The sequence below is a fragment of the Shimia isoporae genome (assembly GCF_004346865.1).
GTDB lineage: Bacteria > Pseudomonadota > Alphaproteobacteria > Rhodobacterales > Rhodobacteraceae > Shimia > Shimia isoporae.
On the sequence record NZ_SMGR01000005.1, the window covers coordinates 182,993 to 199,303 of the forward strand.

The following is a 16,311-nucleotide window of genomic DNA, read 5'->3' on the forward strand; positions in this document are numbered from 1 at the left end:
TTGTATTTATGTGGCATCGTTCCCACATTCATTGCAGCCGCGAAACCATTGATTCTTGCAAAAATTCCGGAACTGGCGCACAGTGACGCCAATCGTGGGCGTAAGATCCACAAACCGAGGCGTGATCGAGAGGCAGGTCACATGACATATCTACGTTTTTTCAAGGCGGCCCTGCTGGGCTTCGCCGTGGGGGTCGTGCCGTTGGTATCGGCTCCTGTTCAGGCAGAAACACTGCGCGTTGTGCGTTCAGGCACTTCGTCGACACTGGGCGTTCCCATGAACCGCGCGGTTGTGGTCGAAAGCGACGTTCCCTTTGCGGAATTGTCGATTGCGAACCCCGCCATCGCGGACATTTCGTCTCTGTCCGATCGAACCATCTATGTTCTTGGCAAATCGCCGGGTCGCACGACGCTGACCCTGCTGGATGCCACCGGAAAGCTGATTACGAACGTCGAAGTCAGCGTCGCTCCGGATATTTCCGAATTCAAGGAACGGCTTCAGCAAATCCTTCCAGGAGAGAAGATCGAGGTTCGCACTGCCAACGACGGCATCGTTCTTTCGGGGGTTGTTTCCTCTTCCCAGCGCCTTCAGCGTGCGCTTGATCTGGCACAGCGTTACGCACCTGAACGTGTCTCCAACCTTATGGTTGTTGGCGGCGTACAACAGGTCATGCTCAAAGTTCGCTTCGCAGAAATGCAGCGCACTGTGGCCAAATCGCTTGGAGCGGGTTTCTCGCTCTCCGACGGCACCAGCTCCATCGCGACCGGCGGTTTCCTCCGGGGTGTAGATGACAATGGCAACCTGCAACTGCAAGACGGATCCGCAGGTGGCGCAATCTTCCGTTTCACCTCTGGTTCTTTCTCTGTCGGAATCCTGCTGGAAGCTCTCGAAGCCAAAGGTGTTGTACGCACCCTCGCAGAACCAAACCTGACCGCCCTCTCCGGCCAGGAAGCAAAGTTCCTCGCGGGCGGCGAATACCCCATCCCCGTAGCACAGGACGGCGGCGAAATTTCTGTTGAATTCAAACCGTTTGGCGTCGAGATGAACTTCATCCCGCGTGTTGTTGACAGCGATCTGATCAACCTCGAACTTCAAGCCGCAGTTTCCTCGCTTGATACCGCCAACGGCTATTCAGACGGTGTTCGCACAATCGCAGCCTTTAAACGTCGCGAAGCCGCAACAACCGTTGAACTGCGGGATGGCGAGAGCTTCGCAATTGCAGGTTTGTTGCAGGACGACTTCTCAGACAGCAACTCGCAGGTACCTTGGATTGGCGATGTTCCAGTGCTCGGCGCACTGTTCCGCAGCGCGGACTTCCAGCGTTCGCAATCGGAACTGGTGATCATCGTAACCGCGCACCTTGTTACCCCGACGCGCGGCGAGGCTCTGGCCCTGCCAACCGACCGGGTCAAACCGCCTACAGAACAGGAACTCTTCCTCTTCGGTCACGTGACCGGCGGCGAGAAAAAGCAAAAAGGCGCCGCGGGTGAAGTCGCGAAACAAGACTTCTCCGGCTCCTACGGCTACGTAATGGACTAAGGGAAAAGAGCATGTTCAAGAAAATTGCAGCCCTGGCCGTCCTCTTTGTAAGCGCATGCTCAGATGGTGACGGTGCCTTTGTACCGTCGTTCTATCGCGAAGCAGGTGCCGTGATTGACACCGAGAGTTTCGGTGCAGCCGTTAACAACAATATTGGTGTTCACAACGGCGAACGCAGCTACGTTCTGTCTCTGGCAACCCGCTTTGCAGAAGAAGTCGACAGCACCGTTAACTTCGAGTTCGACAGCGCTGTCGTTGACGCAACAGCCATGCCGATCCTGAACGAACAGGCAAACTGGATCCGTCAGTTCCCCGAAGTGCGCTTCCGGGTTTATGGCCATACAGATGCCGTCGGTAGCGCAGGCTACAACAAGGCCCTCGGCATGCGTCGCGCGCGTGCCGTGGTAAACTATCTCGTGTCACAAGGTGTAGAGCGTAACCGCCTCGAAGCTGTGGTGTCGCTTGGCAAAACGCAGCCATTGATCGTCACTCAGGGCCGCGAACGCAAAAACCGCCGCACGGTGACCGAAGTTACAGGTTTTGTTGACCGTCATCCTACAGTCCTGGACGGCAAGTATGCTCAAATTATCTACCGTGATTACGTCGCAAGCGGCGTACCGAGGTCAGGTCTTTCGGGTCTGTCTTCCGGATCTGAAGAAGGCGGATGATAAACACATAAGTTTCAACCACTTAAAGGCCAGCACTCCCCGTGCTGGCTTTTTTCGTTGCGGAAACGATTGTATTCAATTCTCTCGATCGTCGCACAATTCCGCACAATTTCGGTTTTTTGGCCCCAATGTTGCCCAACTTGCAGGTGACTTTCACATCATCGGGGAAAGTATGTCCGCACAGAGTCGGTCATTTCACATCCGAGGAATAAGGGGGGCCGCGCAGGTTTTGTGCCGAGTCTCCGGAAAAAAGTACGCGGGAACCGCGAAGAAGGAACTTGAGGCTGATGTCGAGTAACGAGCCGATGCAGACAGAACCAAGTCCGATCCTGGCATGTACCATTTGCCGGGACGTTCAGAACTTTGAGCTTCTGATCGTGGACATGGAAGAGGCTCTGGGTGAGCAATGGGGTGACCTCGGGTTCGAGGACGCTATTCCCTTTATGGCGCAACCTGATGCGCAACACCTTGAATTTATTGCACTTGCCATCGACGATATGGATGAAGACGACCTCGACGTGCTGACCAACATCATCACCGAGGCCCGTAACCGAAACATTCGCATCCTTCTCATTGCCGAAGACGTTACACCCGCATCCCTGCACCATCTTCTGCGACATGGCGCTGACGAATTTATTCCCTACCCCATTCCGCCAGGTGAACTTCAGGCCGCGATCGACAAGATCCGCTCGGCCCCGGTCGAGCCTGAAATCGAGCAGCCCCAGCAGACTGTGAAACTATCGTCGAACGGCGAATCGCGCGAAGGCGTGGTGATTGCCGTTCACGGGTTGGCTGGCGGGACCGGTGCGACAACACTTGCCGTGAATCTCGGTTGGGAACTCGCCAACATCGACAAAAAGAAATCTCCATCCGTCTGCCTGCTGGACTTCGACCTTCAGTTCGGCACTGTGTCCACCTATCTTGATCTGCCACGCATCGAAGCCGTTTTTGAGCTGATCACCGATACCGATAGCATGGACAGCGACAGCTTTGGCCAGGCTCTGCAGACCTACGAAGACAAACTTCACGTACTGACAGCGCCCGCCGACGTGATCCCTATGGATCTCATCTCCCCCGAAGATGTCGAGCGCATCATCGACATGGCGCGTCAGCATTATGACTATGTGATCATCGACATGCCCTCGACGCTTGTCGTCTGGTCCGAGGTCATTCTTCAGGCCGCACACGTCTATTTCGCGACAATGGAAATCGACATGCGTTCTGCCCAGAACGCAATGCGCATCAAGCGCGCCTTCCAGGCAGAAGATCTACCGTTCGAAAAACTGCGCTACGTCATGAACCGCGCGCCGAAATTCACTGATCTCGCGGGCAAAAGCCGCGTGAAACGTCTGGCCGAGAGCCTCGATATCTCCATCGACCTCAACATGCCCGACGGATCACGTCAGGTGATGCAGGCGTCTGACCATGGCCAGCCGCTGGCCATGAACGCGCCTAAAAATCCCCTCCGCAAGGAGATCGCAAAACTCGCAAAGTCCCTGCTCGATCTGGACCAGACCGACGATCAGGCAGCGTGAACCGGAGTAAGTTAGATGTTTTCGCGTTACAAAAAACCTGAGGCTGGCAAGCCCGCAGCCAAAAGCGCCCCCCCCAAGGCAAAAGCGCCCGAAGCCAAGGCAGCGCCCAAAACGCCCACTGCGGCGCCCCGCCCCGAGGCTATGTCCGAAGAAAGCAAAGTTATGCGCCGCCCGGTCGCCGCTAAACCTGCGGTCGCTCAAGGCGCCGATAAGGAACGCCGCCGTAAGGAACGTCTCGGCGAGATTAAGCTCGACCTGCACCGCGAACTTCTCGACAACCTCAACCTTGCCGCTCTGGACAAAGCCACCGAGAAAGACCTCCGTGCGGAGATCGGATCGATTGCCACCGAGGTGTTGCAAGAGAAAGCCATCGTGCTGAACCGCGAAGAGCGGACCACGATGTATCAGGAACTGTATGACGAAGTCACCGGTTTGGGTCCGCTGGAAACACTCCTTCAGGACGACACCGTGAACGATATCCTGGTGAACGGTCCCAAACAGATTTTTGTGGAACGCGCCGGTAAGCTCGAACTCACCGACATCGTCTTCAAAGACGAAAAGCACCTTCTGCGCATCATCGACAAAATCGTGTCGGCTGTGGGTCGTCGAGTGGATGAATCCAACCCGTACGTCGACGCTCGCTTGCAAGATGGCTCACGCTTCAACGCGATGGTACCGCCTATCGCGGTGGATGGCTCTCTTGTGTCCATTCGTAAATTCAAAAAAGACAAACTGGGCATCGACGATCTGGTGAACTTCGGTGCCTTCTCCGAAGAGATGGCGGCCTATTTGCAAGCCGCAGTTTCGACCCGCCTGAACGTGATTGTATCGGGTGGTACTGGCTCCGGTAAAACGACCACGCTCAATGCTTTGTCCTCTTTCATCGACAACGCGGAACGTATTCTGACGATCGAGGATACGGCGGAACTGCAGCTTCAGCAGACCCACGTCGGTCGAATGGAATCCCGCCCGCCAAACGTTGAAGGCAAGGGTGAGGTTTCTCCTCGCGACTGTCTGAAAAACGCACTGCGTATGCGTCCAGACCGCATCATCGTGGGCGAGACCCGTGGCGAAGAAGTTATCGACATGCTGCAGGCCATGAACACCGGCCACGACGGCTCCATGACCACGATCCACGCCAACAACGCGCGCGACGGTATCTCCCGTCTGGAAAACATGATCGCCATGGCCGGTATTGAGATGCCGATCAAAGCTGTTCGCTCTCAGATCTCTTCCGCTGTGAACCTCATCGTTCAGGCCTCCCGCTTGCAGGATGGTTCGCGCCGCATGACCTCGATCACCGAGATCACTGGGATGGAAGGTGACGTGATTTCAATGCAGGAACTTTTCCGGTTCCAACGCACCGGCCTGACACCGGACAACAAGATCATCGGCCACTTCACTGCCACCGGTGTCCGCAGCCACTATTCCGAACGTTTCCGTCTGTGGGGCTATGACCTCCCGGCGGCCATCTACGAACCAACAGCGGGGTAAAGACCATGCCATTTTCTCCCGAACTGCTTGTTTATGGTGCTATTTTTGTCGGGGTCTTCTTCCTCGTCGAAGGCGTCTATCTGACAATTTTTGGTAAATCGATCAGCCTCAATAGCCGTGTGAACCGGCGTCTTGAGATGATGGACAAAGGCGCGCGCCGCGATGAAGTGCTGGAGCAGCTCCGCAAGGAGATGAGCCAACACGGCGAAAACAAGTCTATCCCGCTTTATTCTCTTCTCGCGGAGAAAGCGCAAAAGGCCGCGATCGCCTTCACGCCACAACAGCTGATCCTGATGATGGCCGGCATGTCTGTCTTTGCCTTCTTGGGCCTCTCCGTCGGCACCAGCACCACTCTGATTGTGCGCATTGCGATCTCTGCAATGGTCGGCGTTGGCGGCGTCTACACCTGGGTATCGATGAAAGCCGGAAAGCGGATTTCCCTGATTGAAGAACAATTGCCTGACGCGATCGAACTGATGGTGCGCAGCTTGAAAGTTGGCCATCCGTTTTCTTCGGCGATCCAGATCGTCTCAAAGGAAATTGACGATCCTCTGGCCACGGAATTTGGCGTGATCGCAGACGAAAGCGCCTATGGCCGTGACGTTGGCGAAGCCCTTAAAGACATGGCCGAACGCCTTGATATGCAGGACTTGCGCTTCCTCGCTGTGGCCGTGACCATCCAGCAGCAGTCCGGTGGTAACCTCGCCGAAATTCTGGCTGGTCTGTCCAAAGTGATCCGTGCCCGCTTCCGCCTGTTCCGCCGTGTGAAAGCGATTACCGCCGAGGCAAAATGGTCCGGCAAGTTCCTGTCCGGTTTCCCGGTCGCGGCGCTGATCTTTATCAACCTGACAGACCCGCACTACTACGACGACGTGAAGACCCATGAAATGTTTATTCCGGGCTGTATCGCCGTGGGTCTGTTCCTGGCCGCCAACCTGTTCGTGATGCGCATGCTCACAAACATCAAAGTCTGAAGAGGAAAGCACCATGACCACAATGGAAGCCCTCAAGCTGATGCTCACCGACATGCTCGGCCCGAACGGTCCGATGATTGCAGCCGGTGTGATGATTGCCTTCTTCAGCCTTGCGCTTATTCCCCTGATCATCGCCCGTCGCGACGATCCGATTGAAAAGCTCAAGCGCGCTCAATCGGGTGCCTCTTCCAAAGATGGCAAAAAGGAACAGCTGCGCCGCAAGTCGTCCAACGCCAAACTGGACAAGTACAAGGCATTCCTCGAACCGCAGAACGCTGAAGAACTGTCCTCGGTTCGGCTGAAACTTATGCAGGCGGGTTACCCGTCCCGCGACGCTGTTCGTGCTTATCACCTTGCGCAAATGGTGCTTGGCATTCTGGGCCTGGCCATTGGTGTTGCCTATTTCGTTACCGTCAAACAGACCGAAGCCTCGACACTCAAAGATATGCTGATGTGGATTTTCATCCCGGGTGGTGCAGGCTACATGCTTCCCAAATACTGGGTCACACGCCGCGTCGAAGCCCGCAAGGAAGAGATCACCGCAGGTTTCCCTGACAGCCTCGACATGATGCTTGTTTGCGTCGAAGCAGGTCAGTCTTTGGACCAGTCCATCGTCCGCGTTGCCGAAGAACTGCGTGCTTCCTATCCGGCATTGTCCCATGAGTTTCAGATCGTTGCCCATGAAATGAAAGCAGGTAAGGACAAAGCTCAAGTCCTTGGCGACATGGGCGAACGCTGTGGCGTACAGGATGTAAGCTCCTTTGTGACCGTCCTGATCCAGTCATCCACCTTCGGTACCTCGATTGCCGACGCCCTGCGCGTCTACGCGGGTGAAATGCGTGACAAACGGGTGATGCGTGCAGAAGAAGCCGCAAACAAGTTGCCAACCAAAATGACGCTTGCCACAATGATGCTGACGGTGCCGCCGCTCCTGATCATTCTGGTTTCCCCTTCGGTTGTCGGGATCACGAGTTTCGGGGCACAATAACAACTGACTGATTGTGCCGATGCTTCGGGCCCTTGCCCTACTGACCACCACATTATTCCTGGCCGCCTGTCTTTCGGGCGGTCAGGATTTTTCACCTGAAAGCCCTTTTGCTCCCTCAGTGGACACATCCAAAGATGCCGTCGACCCGGTTCTCGTGGGCTGGCGCCTCATGGAAGCGGGCGAATTTGAACTGGCGTTGCAATCGTTTTACCGTGCCGCCGCGGAACACGGTACGACGCCGGATCTTCTCGCTGCCGCAGGCACCGCTAATCTGGGCTTGGGTCGCCTTGGACAGGCCGAAGACCTGCTGCGCCAGTCGCTCGACATAGAGCCCAACCACGCGGAAACATGGAATAACCTCGGCGTTGTGCTGATGGAGCAGGACAAATTGCCCGAAGCGGAACTGGTTCTGAAAAAGGCTTATGCGCTCGATAATGGCGAAAGTGACTCAATTCGGGATAATTTGCGCTTAGCACTCGCAAAAGCAGAAAATCCTGCTTATGATAGCGAAAAAACACAAGAATATAAATTGGTGCGTCGGGGCAGTAGCGATTACCTGATCCGGCAAACACCATAAACGAGGTCGAAGCAGTAAGGGACGCACACTATGCGCCATCCTTTCATTGGGACAATGTGTCTTGCAGGGGCCCTGGCCCTGTCAGCGTGTACTGACAAGGAACAGGAAAACGTTGAACGCGCCATGCAGGACGTAAACGCCGTTGACGGCACCAACCTTTCCGACGTGATGCTCACCGTGGCTGATCCGAACGAGGGTGTTACCTATTTCCAGCGCACACTCAAAGAGAGCCCGGACCGCATCGATATTCAGCGCGGGCTGGCAATTTCCTTTGTACGCGCCAAACGTTACACCGAAGCTGTGCCTGCATGGCAACGTGTGGTGAAACATCCGGATGGCACCGATAGCGACCGTGTGGATCTGGCAGACTCGCAGATCCGCGCCGGCCAATGGGAAGAAGCCGAGAAAACTCTTGATGCCGTTCCTCCAACCCACGAAACATTCAAACGCTATCGTCTTGAGGCGATGGTGGCGGACAGCAATCAGGAATGGCAAAAGGCCGACAGCTTCTATGAAACCGCAGTTGGTCTGACAACACGGCCTGCTGGCGTCATGAACAACTGGGGTTATTCCAAACTGACGCGCGGCGACTATGCCGAAGCGGAACGCCTGTTTGGCGAAGCCATCCGTCAGGACAGCACGCTGTTCACCGCCAAAAACAACATGGTTTTGGCACGGGGTGCCCAGCGCAACTACACACTGCCCGTCTTCCCGATGGTTCAGACCGAGCGCGCTCAACTTCTGCACACCATGGCACTCTCCGCGATCAAGCAGGGCGACACGGAAACCGGCAAAGCGCTTCTTCGCGACGCCATCAGCACGCACCCGCAGCACTTTGAAGCCGCCGTGCGTGCCCTCCGCGCGCTCGAGAACGTCTGACGCAGTCGCACGCCATGCACATCGAGGCCACCACGGCGCTCTGGTTCCTGATCCCGGCGCTGCCGATCTGCGTTTATACGTTTTACGTGGATATGAAGCACAAGCGCATTTCCAACCTGACGGTGTGGGTTCTGTTTGCCAGCTTTCTCGTGCTTGGCGTTGCCTTGCTTCCGTTTGATGGCGCCCTTTGGATGTCCTACTTCGGCGGCATATGGGACAACCTCCTTCGAAAGCTGCCTTACGACACACTGACCTGGCTGGAGCCCCTTCGCCCCGCGCCTGCCGATGGCCCGTTGGTCAAACCTCCCGCTGACCAGATCCCTTGGCGCTTCTACAATTATGTCATTGTGTTTGTTGTGGGCTTTCTCTTCTGGATGCTCCGTCAAATGGGCGCCGGAGATGTGAAGCTGGCTGCCGTCATGGTTCTTTTCATGGATCCGCGCGATGCCGGTACCGTTATGTGGATTTGCTTCGCAGCCATTCTCGCAGCCACTGCCACGACATTGCTGATCCGGCACACGCCTTTGCATCGTCTCGCCCCCGAATGGGCCGCATGGCGCCAGACAAGCATGGATGATCCTAACACCGTGGGCGGAGGTCAGCGCCTGACCGTACCCATGGGAACAGGCTTTGGTGTGACACTGTGTGCTTACCTTGCATTGGGGGCACTGTACGGCGCCTGAAGACCTGCGATTTCTTCTACAAGCTGACCACAACCGGCCCCAAAATCGCCCATTTTTCACTGTTTAAGGTTTGGAAACACAGAAGAGCGATTATGGCTCGAACTTGGAGTTTTCGACGATGAACATGCAGACCAGCAACGTTATGGCGCCCCCACCTCCAAAACGGCTGGAAGATATGAAACTTCCGACCGTTATGATGCGGGACATCCTGCTGAAAACCATGTTCCGCAAGAATGTCGACATGGTGTCTGACGTGGCCAAAGCCGTCTGCTTGCCGCTTGCGGTCACCCAACAAATTGTCGACATGGCCCGCGAACAACGCCTGCTCGAAGCCACAGGTACACTCAACGCAAACAACGGCAACGAGATGGGCTATCAGCTTACCGACGCTGGCAAGGCCCGTGCACTGGATGCTCTGGCACAGTCCGAGTACTTCGGTGCAATGCCCGTTCCACTGGACGTTTATCGCGAACAGATCAAACGGCAGTCGATCCGCAACATCCAAATCACTCGCGATCAACTGACCAACGCTATGGGGCATTTGATCCTGCCCCCCACTCTGCTTAGCGAACTTGGCCCTGCCGTCAGCTCCGGTCGTTCCATCCTGATGTACGGTCCCCCGGGCAACGGTAAATCTTCCATCTCGAACGGTATCCGCGACGCAATGGGCGACAAAGTCTACGTGCCCCATGCGATCGAATACTCCGGTCAGGTCATCACGGTGTACGATCCCATCGTTCACTCTGCCGCCGAAGGCGACACACAGGATGCAAACAGCCTGCGCCGCACTGCGCGCTTTGACAGCCGCTATGTAAAATGCGATCGGCCGACCGTTATCACTGGCGGCGAACTGTCATTGAATATGCTCGATCTGGTCTACAACCCGACGGCACGCACCTATCAGGCACCTCTACAGCTCAAGTCCACCGGCGGCATCTTCATCGTCGACGACTTGGGAAGACAGGAAGAACCGCCACAAGCTCTGGTGAACCGCTGGATTGTCCCCCTTGAAGAAAGCAAAGACATCCTGGCGTTGCAATCGGGCGAGAAATTCGAAGTGCCGTTTGACACGCTAGTAATCTTCTCCACCAACTTCCACCCGAATGAAATCTTCGACCAGGCGGCACTCCGCCGGATCTTCTACAAGATCAAGATTGACGGCCCGAGCCAGGAGAACTTCCTCAAGATTTTCGCGCTTGTCGCGAAGAAGAAGGGTTTGCCGCTGGACGAAGGCGCGCTGATCCACCTTCTGAAGAACAAGTATCCGACGATCGACAATACCTACGCCAACTACCAGCCGGTGTTCCTGATCGACCAAATGATCGCGATCTGCGAGTTTGAAGGAATTCCCTACCAGATGTCTCCAGAACTGATCGACCGCGCTTGGGCGAACATGTTCGTCAAGGACGAGCACATCGTGAAATAATCTTGGGCCACATCCCGACAGCAGACAAAAAAACCCCTGCCCGAAGGCAGGGGTTTCTTCATTTCGGACACTTGCCCTTGGAACTCAGGAACCGGCAGAGCAGCTTCCGAATGTCACGACAGTTTCGCCTGCGCGTGCTTGCGCGTTCGCATCTGCACAAACCTGACCGCCGTTCTGCTCATGCGCCAGCTTGGCGTCAGAGATCGAGAAGGAGACTTCCTGCGCAGTTGCATAGTCACGCACGGTGATCACGTCGCTGCCGAGGATGGTGCGGGTGGTGTTCCAGGTTGTGTAGGTGTCGTTGATGGTGCTGTCGATGATCTGCTGCGGCACCGAGGCTCCGCTGTCATACATGTTCTGCACCGTACCCAGCGCTTCCATTTCCGACATGCCATCAAGGGTCACGTTGTTTGCCAACCAAGTCAGGCGCAGATGGCGGCTGCTGGAAGAGATGTCGCTCGGAAGGCGGTCGCCGGCATCAACTGCGGTGGCGTCCATTTCCTCGATCGCGGCGCGGTGATCCTGCAGCAGAGGCGCATTGGCTTTCACACCAAGGTCAGTGTCACTGATGTTGCCGGTATACATGACGACCTCGCCACCTTCATTCAGCTGGAACCATGTCACATCGCCATTGCTGTCGACTGCGGAAACATGGAGACCATGCTTGCCGGCATCACCGGTGTCTGCAGACCACGCAATCTGGAATTCGCCGTTTTCATAACCTTCGGCAACCGCCTGCGCATTGTCGTATTGCGAAGCGATGAAGCCGGGCGCGTCAGCCAGGTTCACCGCGGGTGCGCCGGTGTCTTCGTAATCAGCGATGAAGTCGACTGATGGGTTCATATAAAGAGTGTCGACAACCATGCCTTTGTCGTTGTGGGCCTGCGCCTGAACACCGTGGAAGGCATCATTCTCAACCCAAGCCACGGTGAAGTTCTTCGCAGGTGCATCGGCTTGGTTGGCGAAACCCTCCGCCTCATACGAAGTAAGGTCGTCACCGGCGGCGAAAGTCACCAGGTCCAAGCCGGTTTTTTTACCCCAGTCAACGGAACGGACGTAGACAACACCATGGTCGGAGTCCATCGCGAGACGGGAGCAAGCCTGTGCGGCGGGAACCAATGCGGTGGAAGCAATCAGGGCGGCGGTTACGACTTTTTTGAAAGATGTCATTGTGTTTTCTCCAATTGAAAGTGTGATCATTCATCGTTGCGCTGTACATTTGGGTGATTATTCATCCTCATTCAAGGATCTGTCCTCAAATTTTTTTGCATACAAGACATGCAAGAGGCGCATACCGCCCAACGTATTGGGGAAAAAACGCTTTATAGACTTGACGCTAGGCGTTCTCTCGCCAAATCTTCGCGTAACACCGAGACATCGAAAAATCATCACTCGAAGAGGAAATGACATGAGAGCCGAGACAGATGAGGAACTGGGCGCACGTATCGCAGCACACATCGCCGCCCTGATCGAGGAACAAGGCACAAATCCAGGCGCAGTCGCCCGCGCGGCCGGCCTGGGCGTGACATCTGTTCGTGACATCATCAATGGCAGGGCTCGGGCTCCAAACGTGGTCACGCTTGTACGTATTGCCGATGTACTCAAGGCCGATCCCGGCGACATCATCAGCCCGCAACAAAGCGATCCGGCAGCAAACGCCCTGTATTGGTCTCTGGACGAAGGCAACAAACGCCGCATACGCGCGATCATGCGGGCACTTGTTACGGATCAGGAAGCCCAAGCATAAAAAGGAAGGCACTCACCGGCCTTCCCCCGCCTTCGTGCTTGCACTACATATCTCTCATGACCCCACTCGCCCACATCGCTGCGTTGCCTGTGCGTGCCTATCGGCTGCTGTTTAGCCCTTGGGTAGGATACAACTGCAGGTATCAACCGACCTGTTCGGTCTATGCCCTGGAGGCGCTGGAAAAACATGGTGCCATAAAAGGCTCTTGGCTGACCCTGCGCCGCATTGGCCGGTGCCACCCACTCGGCGGCAGCGGATACGACCCTGTTCCCCCATCAAAAGACGACGATTAGGCATACCCTCACTGGACAGCCCTACTGACCCGCTCTAGCCTCTTGTTCATAGTCAATCGGAGGTTTTTATGCGTTTCATTCCCGCTCTCTTGTCCGCAGCTGCGCTCGCCACAACGGCTGCCCCTGCATTCGCAGAGAAGTTCATCGGATACGGCGCCATCGAAGGATGGAATGTTTATGTCGATACCGAAAAAGGCACATGCATGATCGAAAGCAAGGACGACTTCGACAATGTTGTCCAAATGGGTCTGACCGAAGAACGCGATGTGGCCTACATCGGGGTATTCACCAAAGAAAAAACCAATATCCAGCGCGGCTCGAAGGAAGATGTCGCCATCCTGATCGGCCCGAACCTATATTTCGGAGAGGCCACCGGCATGCGCGGCAACATCACCAAAGGTTACAGCGGTGGATATGTTCTGACGGACGATCCGCAGGTGATCGAAGACATCGCCAAAGAATACATTATGACGGTTTTCCCGGAAGAGGAGTTCTCCTTCTCCGTGAACCTCGCGGGCACTTACAAGGCGTTGGAGCTTGCGAAAAAGTGCAACGAAGAGCAACTCAATTAAGGCTCTGAAATGCGCGTAAGTTAACATCGCCGGTCCCGTTTCGGGGCCGGCTTTTTTGCGAATCCCTCGAGTTTTCGCGCCAAAATCCACGCAAATCGCGTGCCAGCGCCCCGCCAATTGGTTAACGCACACTCGAGAATCCCAGACTCTCATCACACGTATTGGCAGAAATTCGCAAGCCAGCGCTTCGTTAGGCAAGGATTCGCATCTTTTTGGCCACTCCGACCAAAGGCATTTGCAAAAAAGTTTAATAAATGTCCTTTCGGAAAGTGAAGTTCTCCCGGCGTAAGCCAACCCCCGAAAACCGGACCTGAGCGGGTCCCGAATTGACCACGAACACGGAAGTCTCGTAATGCAAGTCATGCTTGATGATCTTGATGACATTCACCCGCTCTTCCACGGCGCGCCTTCTTCGGCCTCTTTCAAGAAGCTGCGCAAACGTATCGTCCGCCAGACCCGCGAAGCCATCGAACAATATGGCATGATCGAACGCGGTGCCCGCTGGCTCGTCTGCCTGTCGGGCGGCAAGGACAGTTACACCCTCCTCGCAGTTCTCCACGAGCTAAAGTGGCGTGGCCTGCTGCCGGTCGACCTTCTGGCATGTAACCTGGATCAGGGGCAGCCGAACTTCCCGGCAACCGTGCTGCCGGAGTTCCTCGACAAGATGCAGGTTCCGAGTCGAATCGAGTATCAGGACACCTATTCAATTGTTAAGGAAAAGGTCCCCGCGGGCCGGACTTACTGCGCTCTTTGCTCCCGTTTGCGCCGTGGAAACCTATACCGTATCGCCCGGGAAGAGGGCTGTTCTGCCGTTGTACTCGGCCATCACCGCGACGACATTCTAGAGACCTTTTTCATGAACCTGTTCCACGGCGGACGGCTGGCCACAATGCCGCCAAAGCTTGTGAACGAAGAAGGCGACCTCTTCGTCTACCGCCCTCTTGCGCACGTTGCCGAGGCAGACTGCGAAAAGTTCGCTAAGTCTATGAATTATCCGATTATTCCTTGCGACCTCTGCGGCTCGCAGGACGGCCTGCAACGCCAGCAAGTCAAACAGATTCTCGACCAATGGGAACGCAACAGCCCCGGCCGCCGCCAGGTGATGTTCCGCGCCCTGACGAATATCCGCCCCTCACACATGCTCGATCCCAAACTCTTCGACTTTCAGGGGTTGCTAACGCAATCGCTCAAATTTGATGAAAAGGACGAGGAAGTTCCACTGTTTCGTTAACCCGCAGATGAGAAAACTCACGTAGCTTCATCCTTGCATTCATACCGATCAGGAAGTGCCTATGCCGTCGCGCAGCGTCAAAATTGTTAACAGTCTGAAATCCGCCCGTGGGCAGGAATTCTTGCGCCGCCGTGCTTTTCCGGCTGCCATTCCTTTCCTGACCCTGGCCTTCTGGGCCGCCTTTGGCGAATTTGGACTGCTCATGGCTGCGACGCTGCTGCCACTGCCTTTCCTGCTGGCTCCACTTAAGGCCGCCTCGCAAGCGGAAAAGGACGAAGCCGATTTTGACGGCCTTACCGGCCTGCTTCTGCAAACCGCTCTCGAACGCCGGATGGATGCACAGATGGCGCACCTCACCGATGTGGGCAATGCTACCGCAACTTTCTCGATCAAAATCGACGGTTTCGCACGCTTGCGTGAAAACCACGGCGACCAAACCGCCGAAGAGGTTCTGCGTGTGCTCGCCAATCGCATCCGCAGTGCTCTGCGCTCCAAGGACATCGTGGCTCGCTCCGGTGACAGCGCCTTCCTCGTGTCCCTCGATCCGGTACCGAACATGGATCTCGAGACCGCCATTCAGATGGCGAACAGGTTTCAGGCATCGATCGAGGAGTCGATCCCGCTTCAGATGGCGTCGATCTACGTCACCTGCTCAATCGGCTTCTGCCTCTCCTCTCGCCTGAACCGCCCGAGCGCGACAGCGATGATCCAGGGCGCGGAAATGGCCATGTCCGAAGCCCGCCTGTCCGGAACATCCAACATCCGCGCCTATACCGCAGACATGGGCCGCAAGGTGATCTCACGCCGCAAGACACAGTCCGAAGCCGCACGCACCCTGCAAAAAGATCAGATCAAGGCGTGGTTCCAGCCACAGATTTCCACCGATACCGGAGAGGTTACCGGCTTCGAAGTTCTGGCTCGCTGGGAACATCCGGAGCGGGGCATTCTCGCGCCTGTGCAATTCCTCGACGTGCTGAACCAGACCGGCCAGATGGGCGAACTCGCCGATCTGATGACCCGTCAGGCTCTGAACGCGGTGCGCGCATGGGATGACGCCGGTTTCCATGTACCCTGTGTCGGCGTGAACTTCGCTGGCGACGAACTCCGCAGCCCGACACTGGTTGAACGCATCCAGTGGGAACTCGACCGCAACGAACTCGACGCAAGCCGTCTTGGCATCGAAGTCCTGGAAAGCGTCATCGCTGGCGCACCGGACGACATGGTCGTTCGCAATGTCGAAGCCATCGCCAAACTTGGCTGCAATATCGACCTCGACGATTTTGGCACCGGTCACGCCTCCATCAGTTCGATTCGCCGCTTGCCGGTGAAGCGCATCAAGATCGACCGTTCCTTTGTCACCAACGTCGACCGCGACACCGATCAGCAAAAGATGATCGCGGCTATCGTCACTCTTGCGGAACGCCTTGACCTTTCCACGCTGGCCGAAGGCGTTGAAAACGCAGCAGAACACGCGATGATGTCACAGCTTGGCTGTGCCCACGTACAGGGTTTTGGCATCGCTCGCCCGATGCCGTTTGAGGACACCATCAAATGGATGGAAGACCACAAAGCCAAACTCGGCCCTGCGATCCAGATCGGCCAGAAGTCCGGCTGACCTGAAAAACCCTGATATTCCTTGCCGACAAGCGGGTTTCAACGCGGAATCCGCTTGACCTTTGGGCCCCATCTCTGTTGAACCTCCCCA

The 16,311-nt window shown here is 56.1% G+C and carries 16 protein-coding genes; 15 read left to right on the plus strand and 1 reads right to left on the minus strand.

Going from position 1 to position 16,311, the window contains the following annotated elements; genetic code table 11:
• The first annotated feature begins 141 nt into the window (after positions 1–141).
• From BXY66_RS19270 to BXY66_RS19315, 10 genes are all read left to right on the plus strand, one after another.
• The gene (locus tag BXY66_RS19270) at positions 142–1,539 is read left to right on the plus strand and encodes a type II and III secretion system protein family protein (protein WP_132862038.1); all 1,398 of its coding nucleotides are present in this window, start codon (positions 142–144) and stop codon (positions 1,537–1,539) included.
• 11 nt (positions 1,540–1,550) lie between these two features.
• Positions 1,551–2,207 (plus strand): OmpA family protein, encoded by a 657-nt coding sequence (locus BXY66_RS19275; protein ID WP_132862039.1) that lies wholly within the window; start codon positions 1,551–1,553, stop codon positions 2,205–2,207.
• Between the two features lie 287 nt (positions 2,208–2,494).
• Entirely contained in the window at positions 2,495–3,742 is a 1,248-nt protein-coding gene (locus BXY66_RS19280; RefSeq protein ID WP_132862040.1) for a CpaE/TadZ family protein, read from the plus strand.
• A gap of 15 nt (positions 3,743–3,757) precedes the next feature.
• The gene (locus BXY66_RS19285) at positions 3,758–5,236 is read left to right on the plus strand and encodes a TadA family conjugal transfer-associated ATPase (protein WP_132862041.1); all 1,479 of its coding nucleotides are present in this window, start codon (positions 3,758–3,760) and stop codon (positions 5,234–5,236) included.
• Between the two features lie 5 nt (positions 5,237–5,241).
• The gene (locus BXY66_RS19290) at positions 5,242–6,210 is read left to right on the plus strand and encodes a type II secretion system F family protein (RefSeq protein WP_132862042.1); all 969 of its coding nucleotides are present in this window, start codon (positions 5,242–5,244) and stop codon (positions 6,208–6,210) included.
• 13 nt (positions 6,211–6,223) lie between these two features.
• Entirely contained in the window at positions 6,224–7,198 is a 975-nt protein-coding gene (locus BXY66_RS19295; RefSeq protein WP_132862043.1) for a type II secretion system F family protein, read from the plus strand.
• A gap of 169 nt (positions 7,199–7,367) precedes the next feature.
• The gene (locus BXY66_RS19300; protein WP_341785830.1) at positions 7,368–7,775 is read left to right on the plus strand and encodes a tetratricopeptide repeat protein; all 408 of its coding nucleotides are present in this window, start codon (positions 7,368–7,370) and stop codon (positions 7,773–7,775) included.
• 30 nt (positions 7,776–7,805) lie between these two features.
• Positions 7,806–8,654, plus strand: coding sequence for a tetratricopeptide repeat protein (locus BXY66_RS19305; RefSeq protein ID WP_132862045.1), 849 nt, complete (start codon positions 7,806–7,808; stop codon positions 8,652–8,654).
• A gap of 14 nt (positions 8,655–8,668) precedes the next feature.
• Complete coding sequence (locus tag BXY66_RS19310) at positions 8,669–9,337, plus strand: prepilin peptidase (protein ID WP_132862046.1); 669 nt, start codon at positions 8,669–8,671, stop codon at positions 9,335–9,337.
• Between the two features lie 118 nt (positions 9,338–9,455).
• Entirely contained in the window at positions 9,456–10,763 is a 1,308-nt protein-coding gene (locus tag BXY66_RS19315) for an ATPase (RefSeq protein ID WP_132862047.1), read from the plus strand.
• 84 nt (positions 10,764–10,847) lie between these two features.
• Here BXY66_RS19315 and BXY66_RS19320 read toward each other — a convergent pair whose 3' ends face one another.
• Entirely contained in the window at positions 10,848–11,933 is a 1,086-nt protein-coding gene (locus BXY66_RS19320) for an Ntn hydrolase family protein (protein WP_132862048.1), read from the minus strand.
• Between the two features lie 238 nt (positions 11,934–12,171).
• Here BXY66_RS19320 and BXY66_RS19325 point away from each other — a divergent pair, with 238 nt between their 5' ends.
• From BXY66_RS19325 to BXY66_RS19345, 5 genes are all read left to right on the plus strand, one after another.
• A complete protein-coding gene (locus BXY66_RS19325; protein ID WP_132862049.1) occupies positions 12,172–12,510 on the plus strand; it encodes a helix-turn-helix domain-containing protein in 339 nt (112 codons plus the stop codon).
• A gap of 56 nt (positions 12,511–12,566) precedes the next feature.
• Positions 12,567–12,803, plus strand: coding sequence for a membrane protein insertion efficiency factor YidD (gene yidD, locus BXY66_RS19330; protein WP_132862050.1), 237 nt, complete (start codon positions 12,567–12,569; stop codon positions 12,801–12,803).
• A 68-nt stretch (positions 12,804–12,871) separates the two neighbouring features.
• Complete coding sequence (locus BXY66_RS19335) at positions 12,872–13,375, plus strand: hypothetical protein (RefSeq protein WP_132862051.1); 504 nt, start codon at positions 12,872–12,874, stop codon at positions 13,373–13,375.
• Positions 13,376–13,736: 361 nt separating this feature from the next.
• Positions 13,737–14,606 carry a tRNA 2-thiocytidine(32) synthetase TtcA gene (ttcA, locus tag BXY66_RS19340; RefSeq protein ID WP_132862094.1) on the plus strand — a complete coding sequence of 290 codons (870 nt, stop codon included), beginning with the start codon at positions 13,737–13,739 and terminating at the stop codon, positions 14,604–14,606.
• A 61-nt stretch (positions 14,607–14,667) separates the two neighbouring features.
• The gene (locus BXY66_RS19345) at positions 14,668–16,221 is read left to right on the plus strand and encodes a putative bifunctional diguanylate cyclase/phosphodiesterase (RefSeq protein ID WP_132862052.1); all 1,554 of its coding nucleotides are present in this window, start codon (positions 14,668–14,670) and stop codon (positions 16,219–16,221) included.
• Positions 16,222–16,311: the final 90 nt, after the last annotated feature.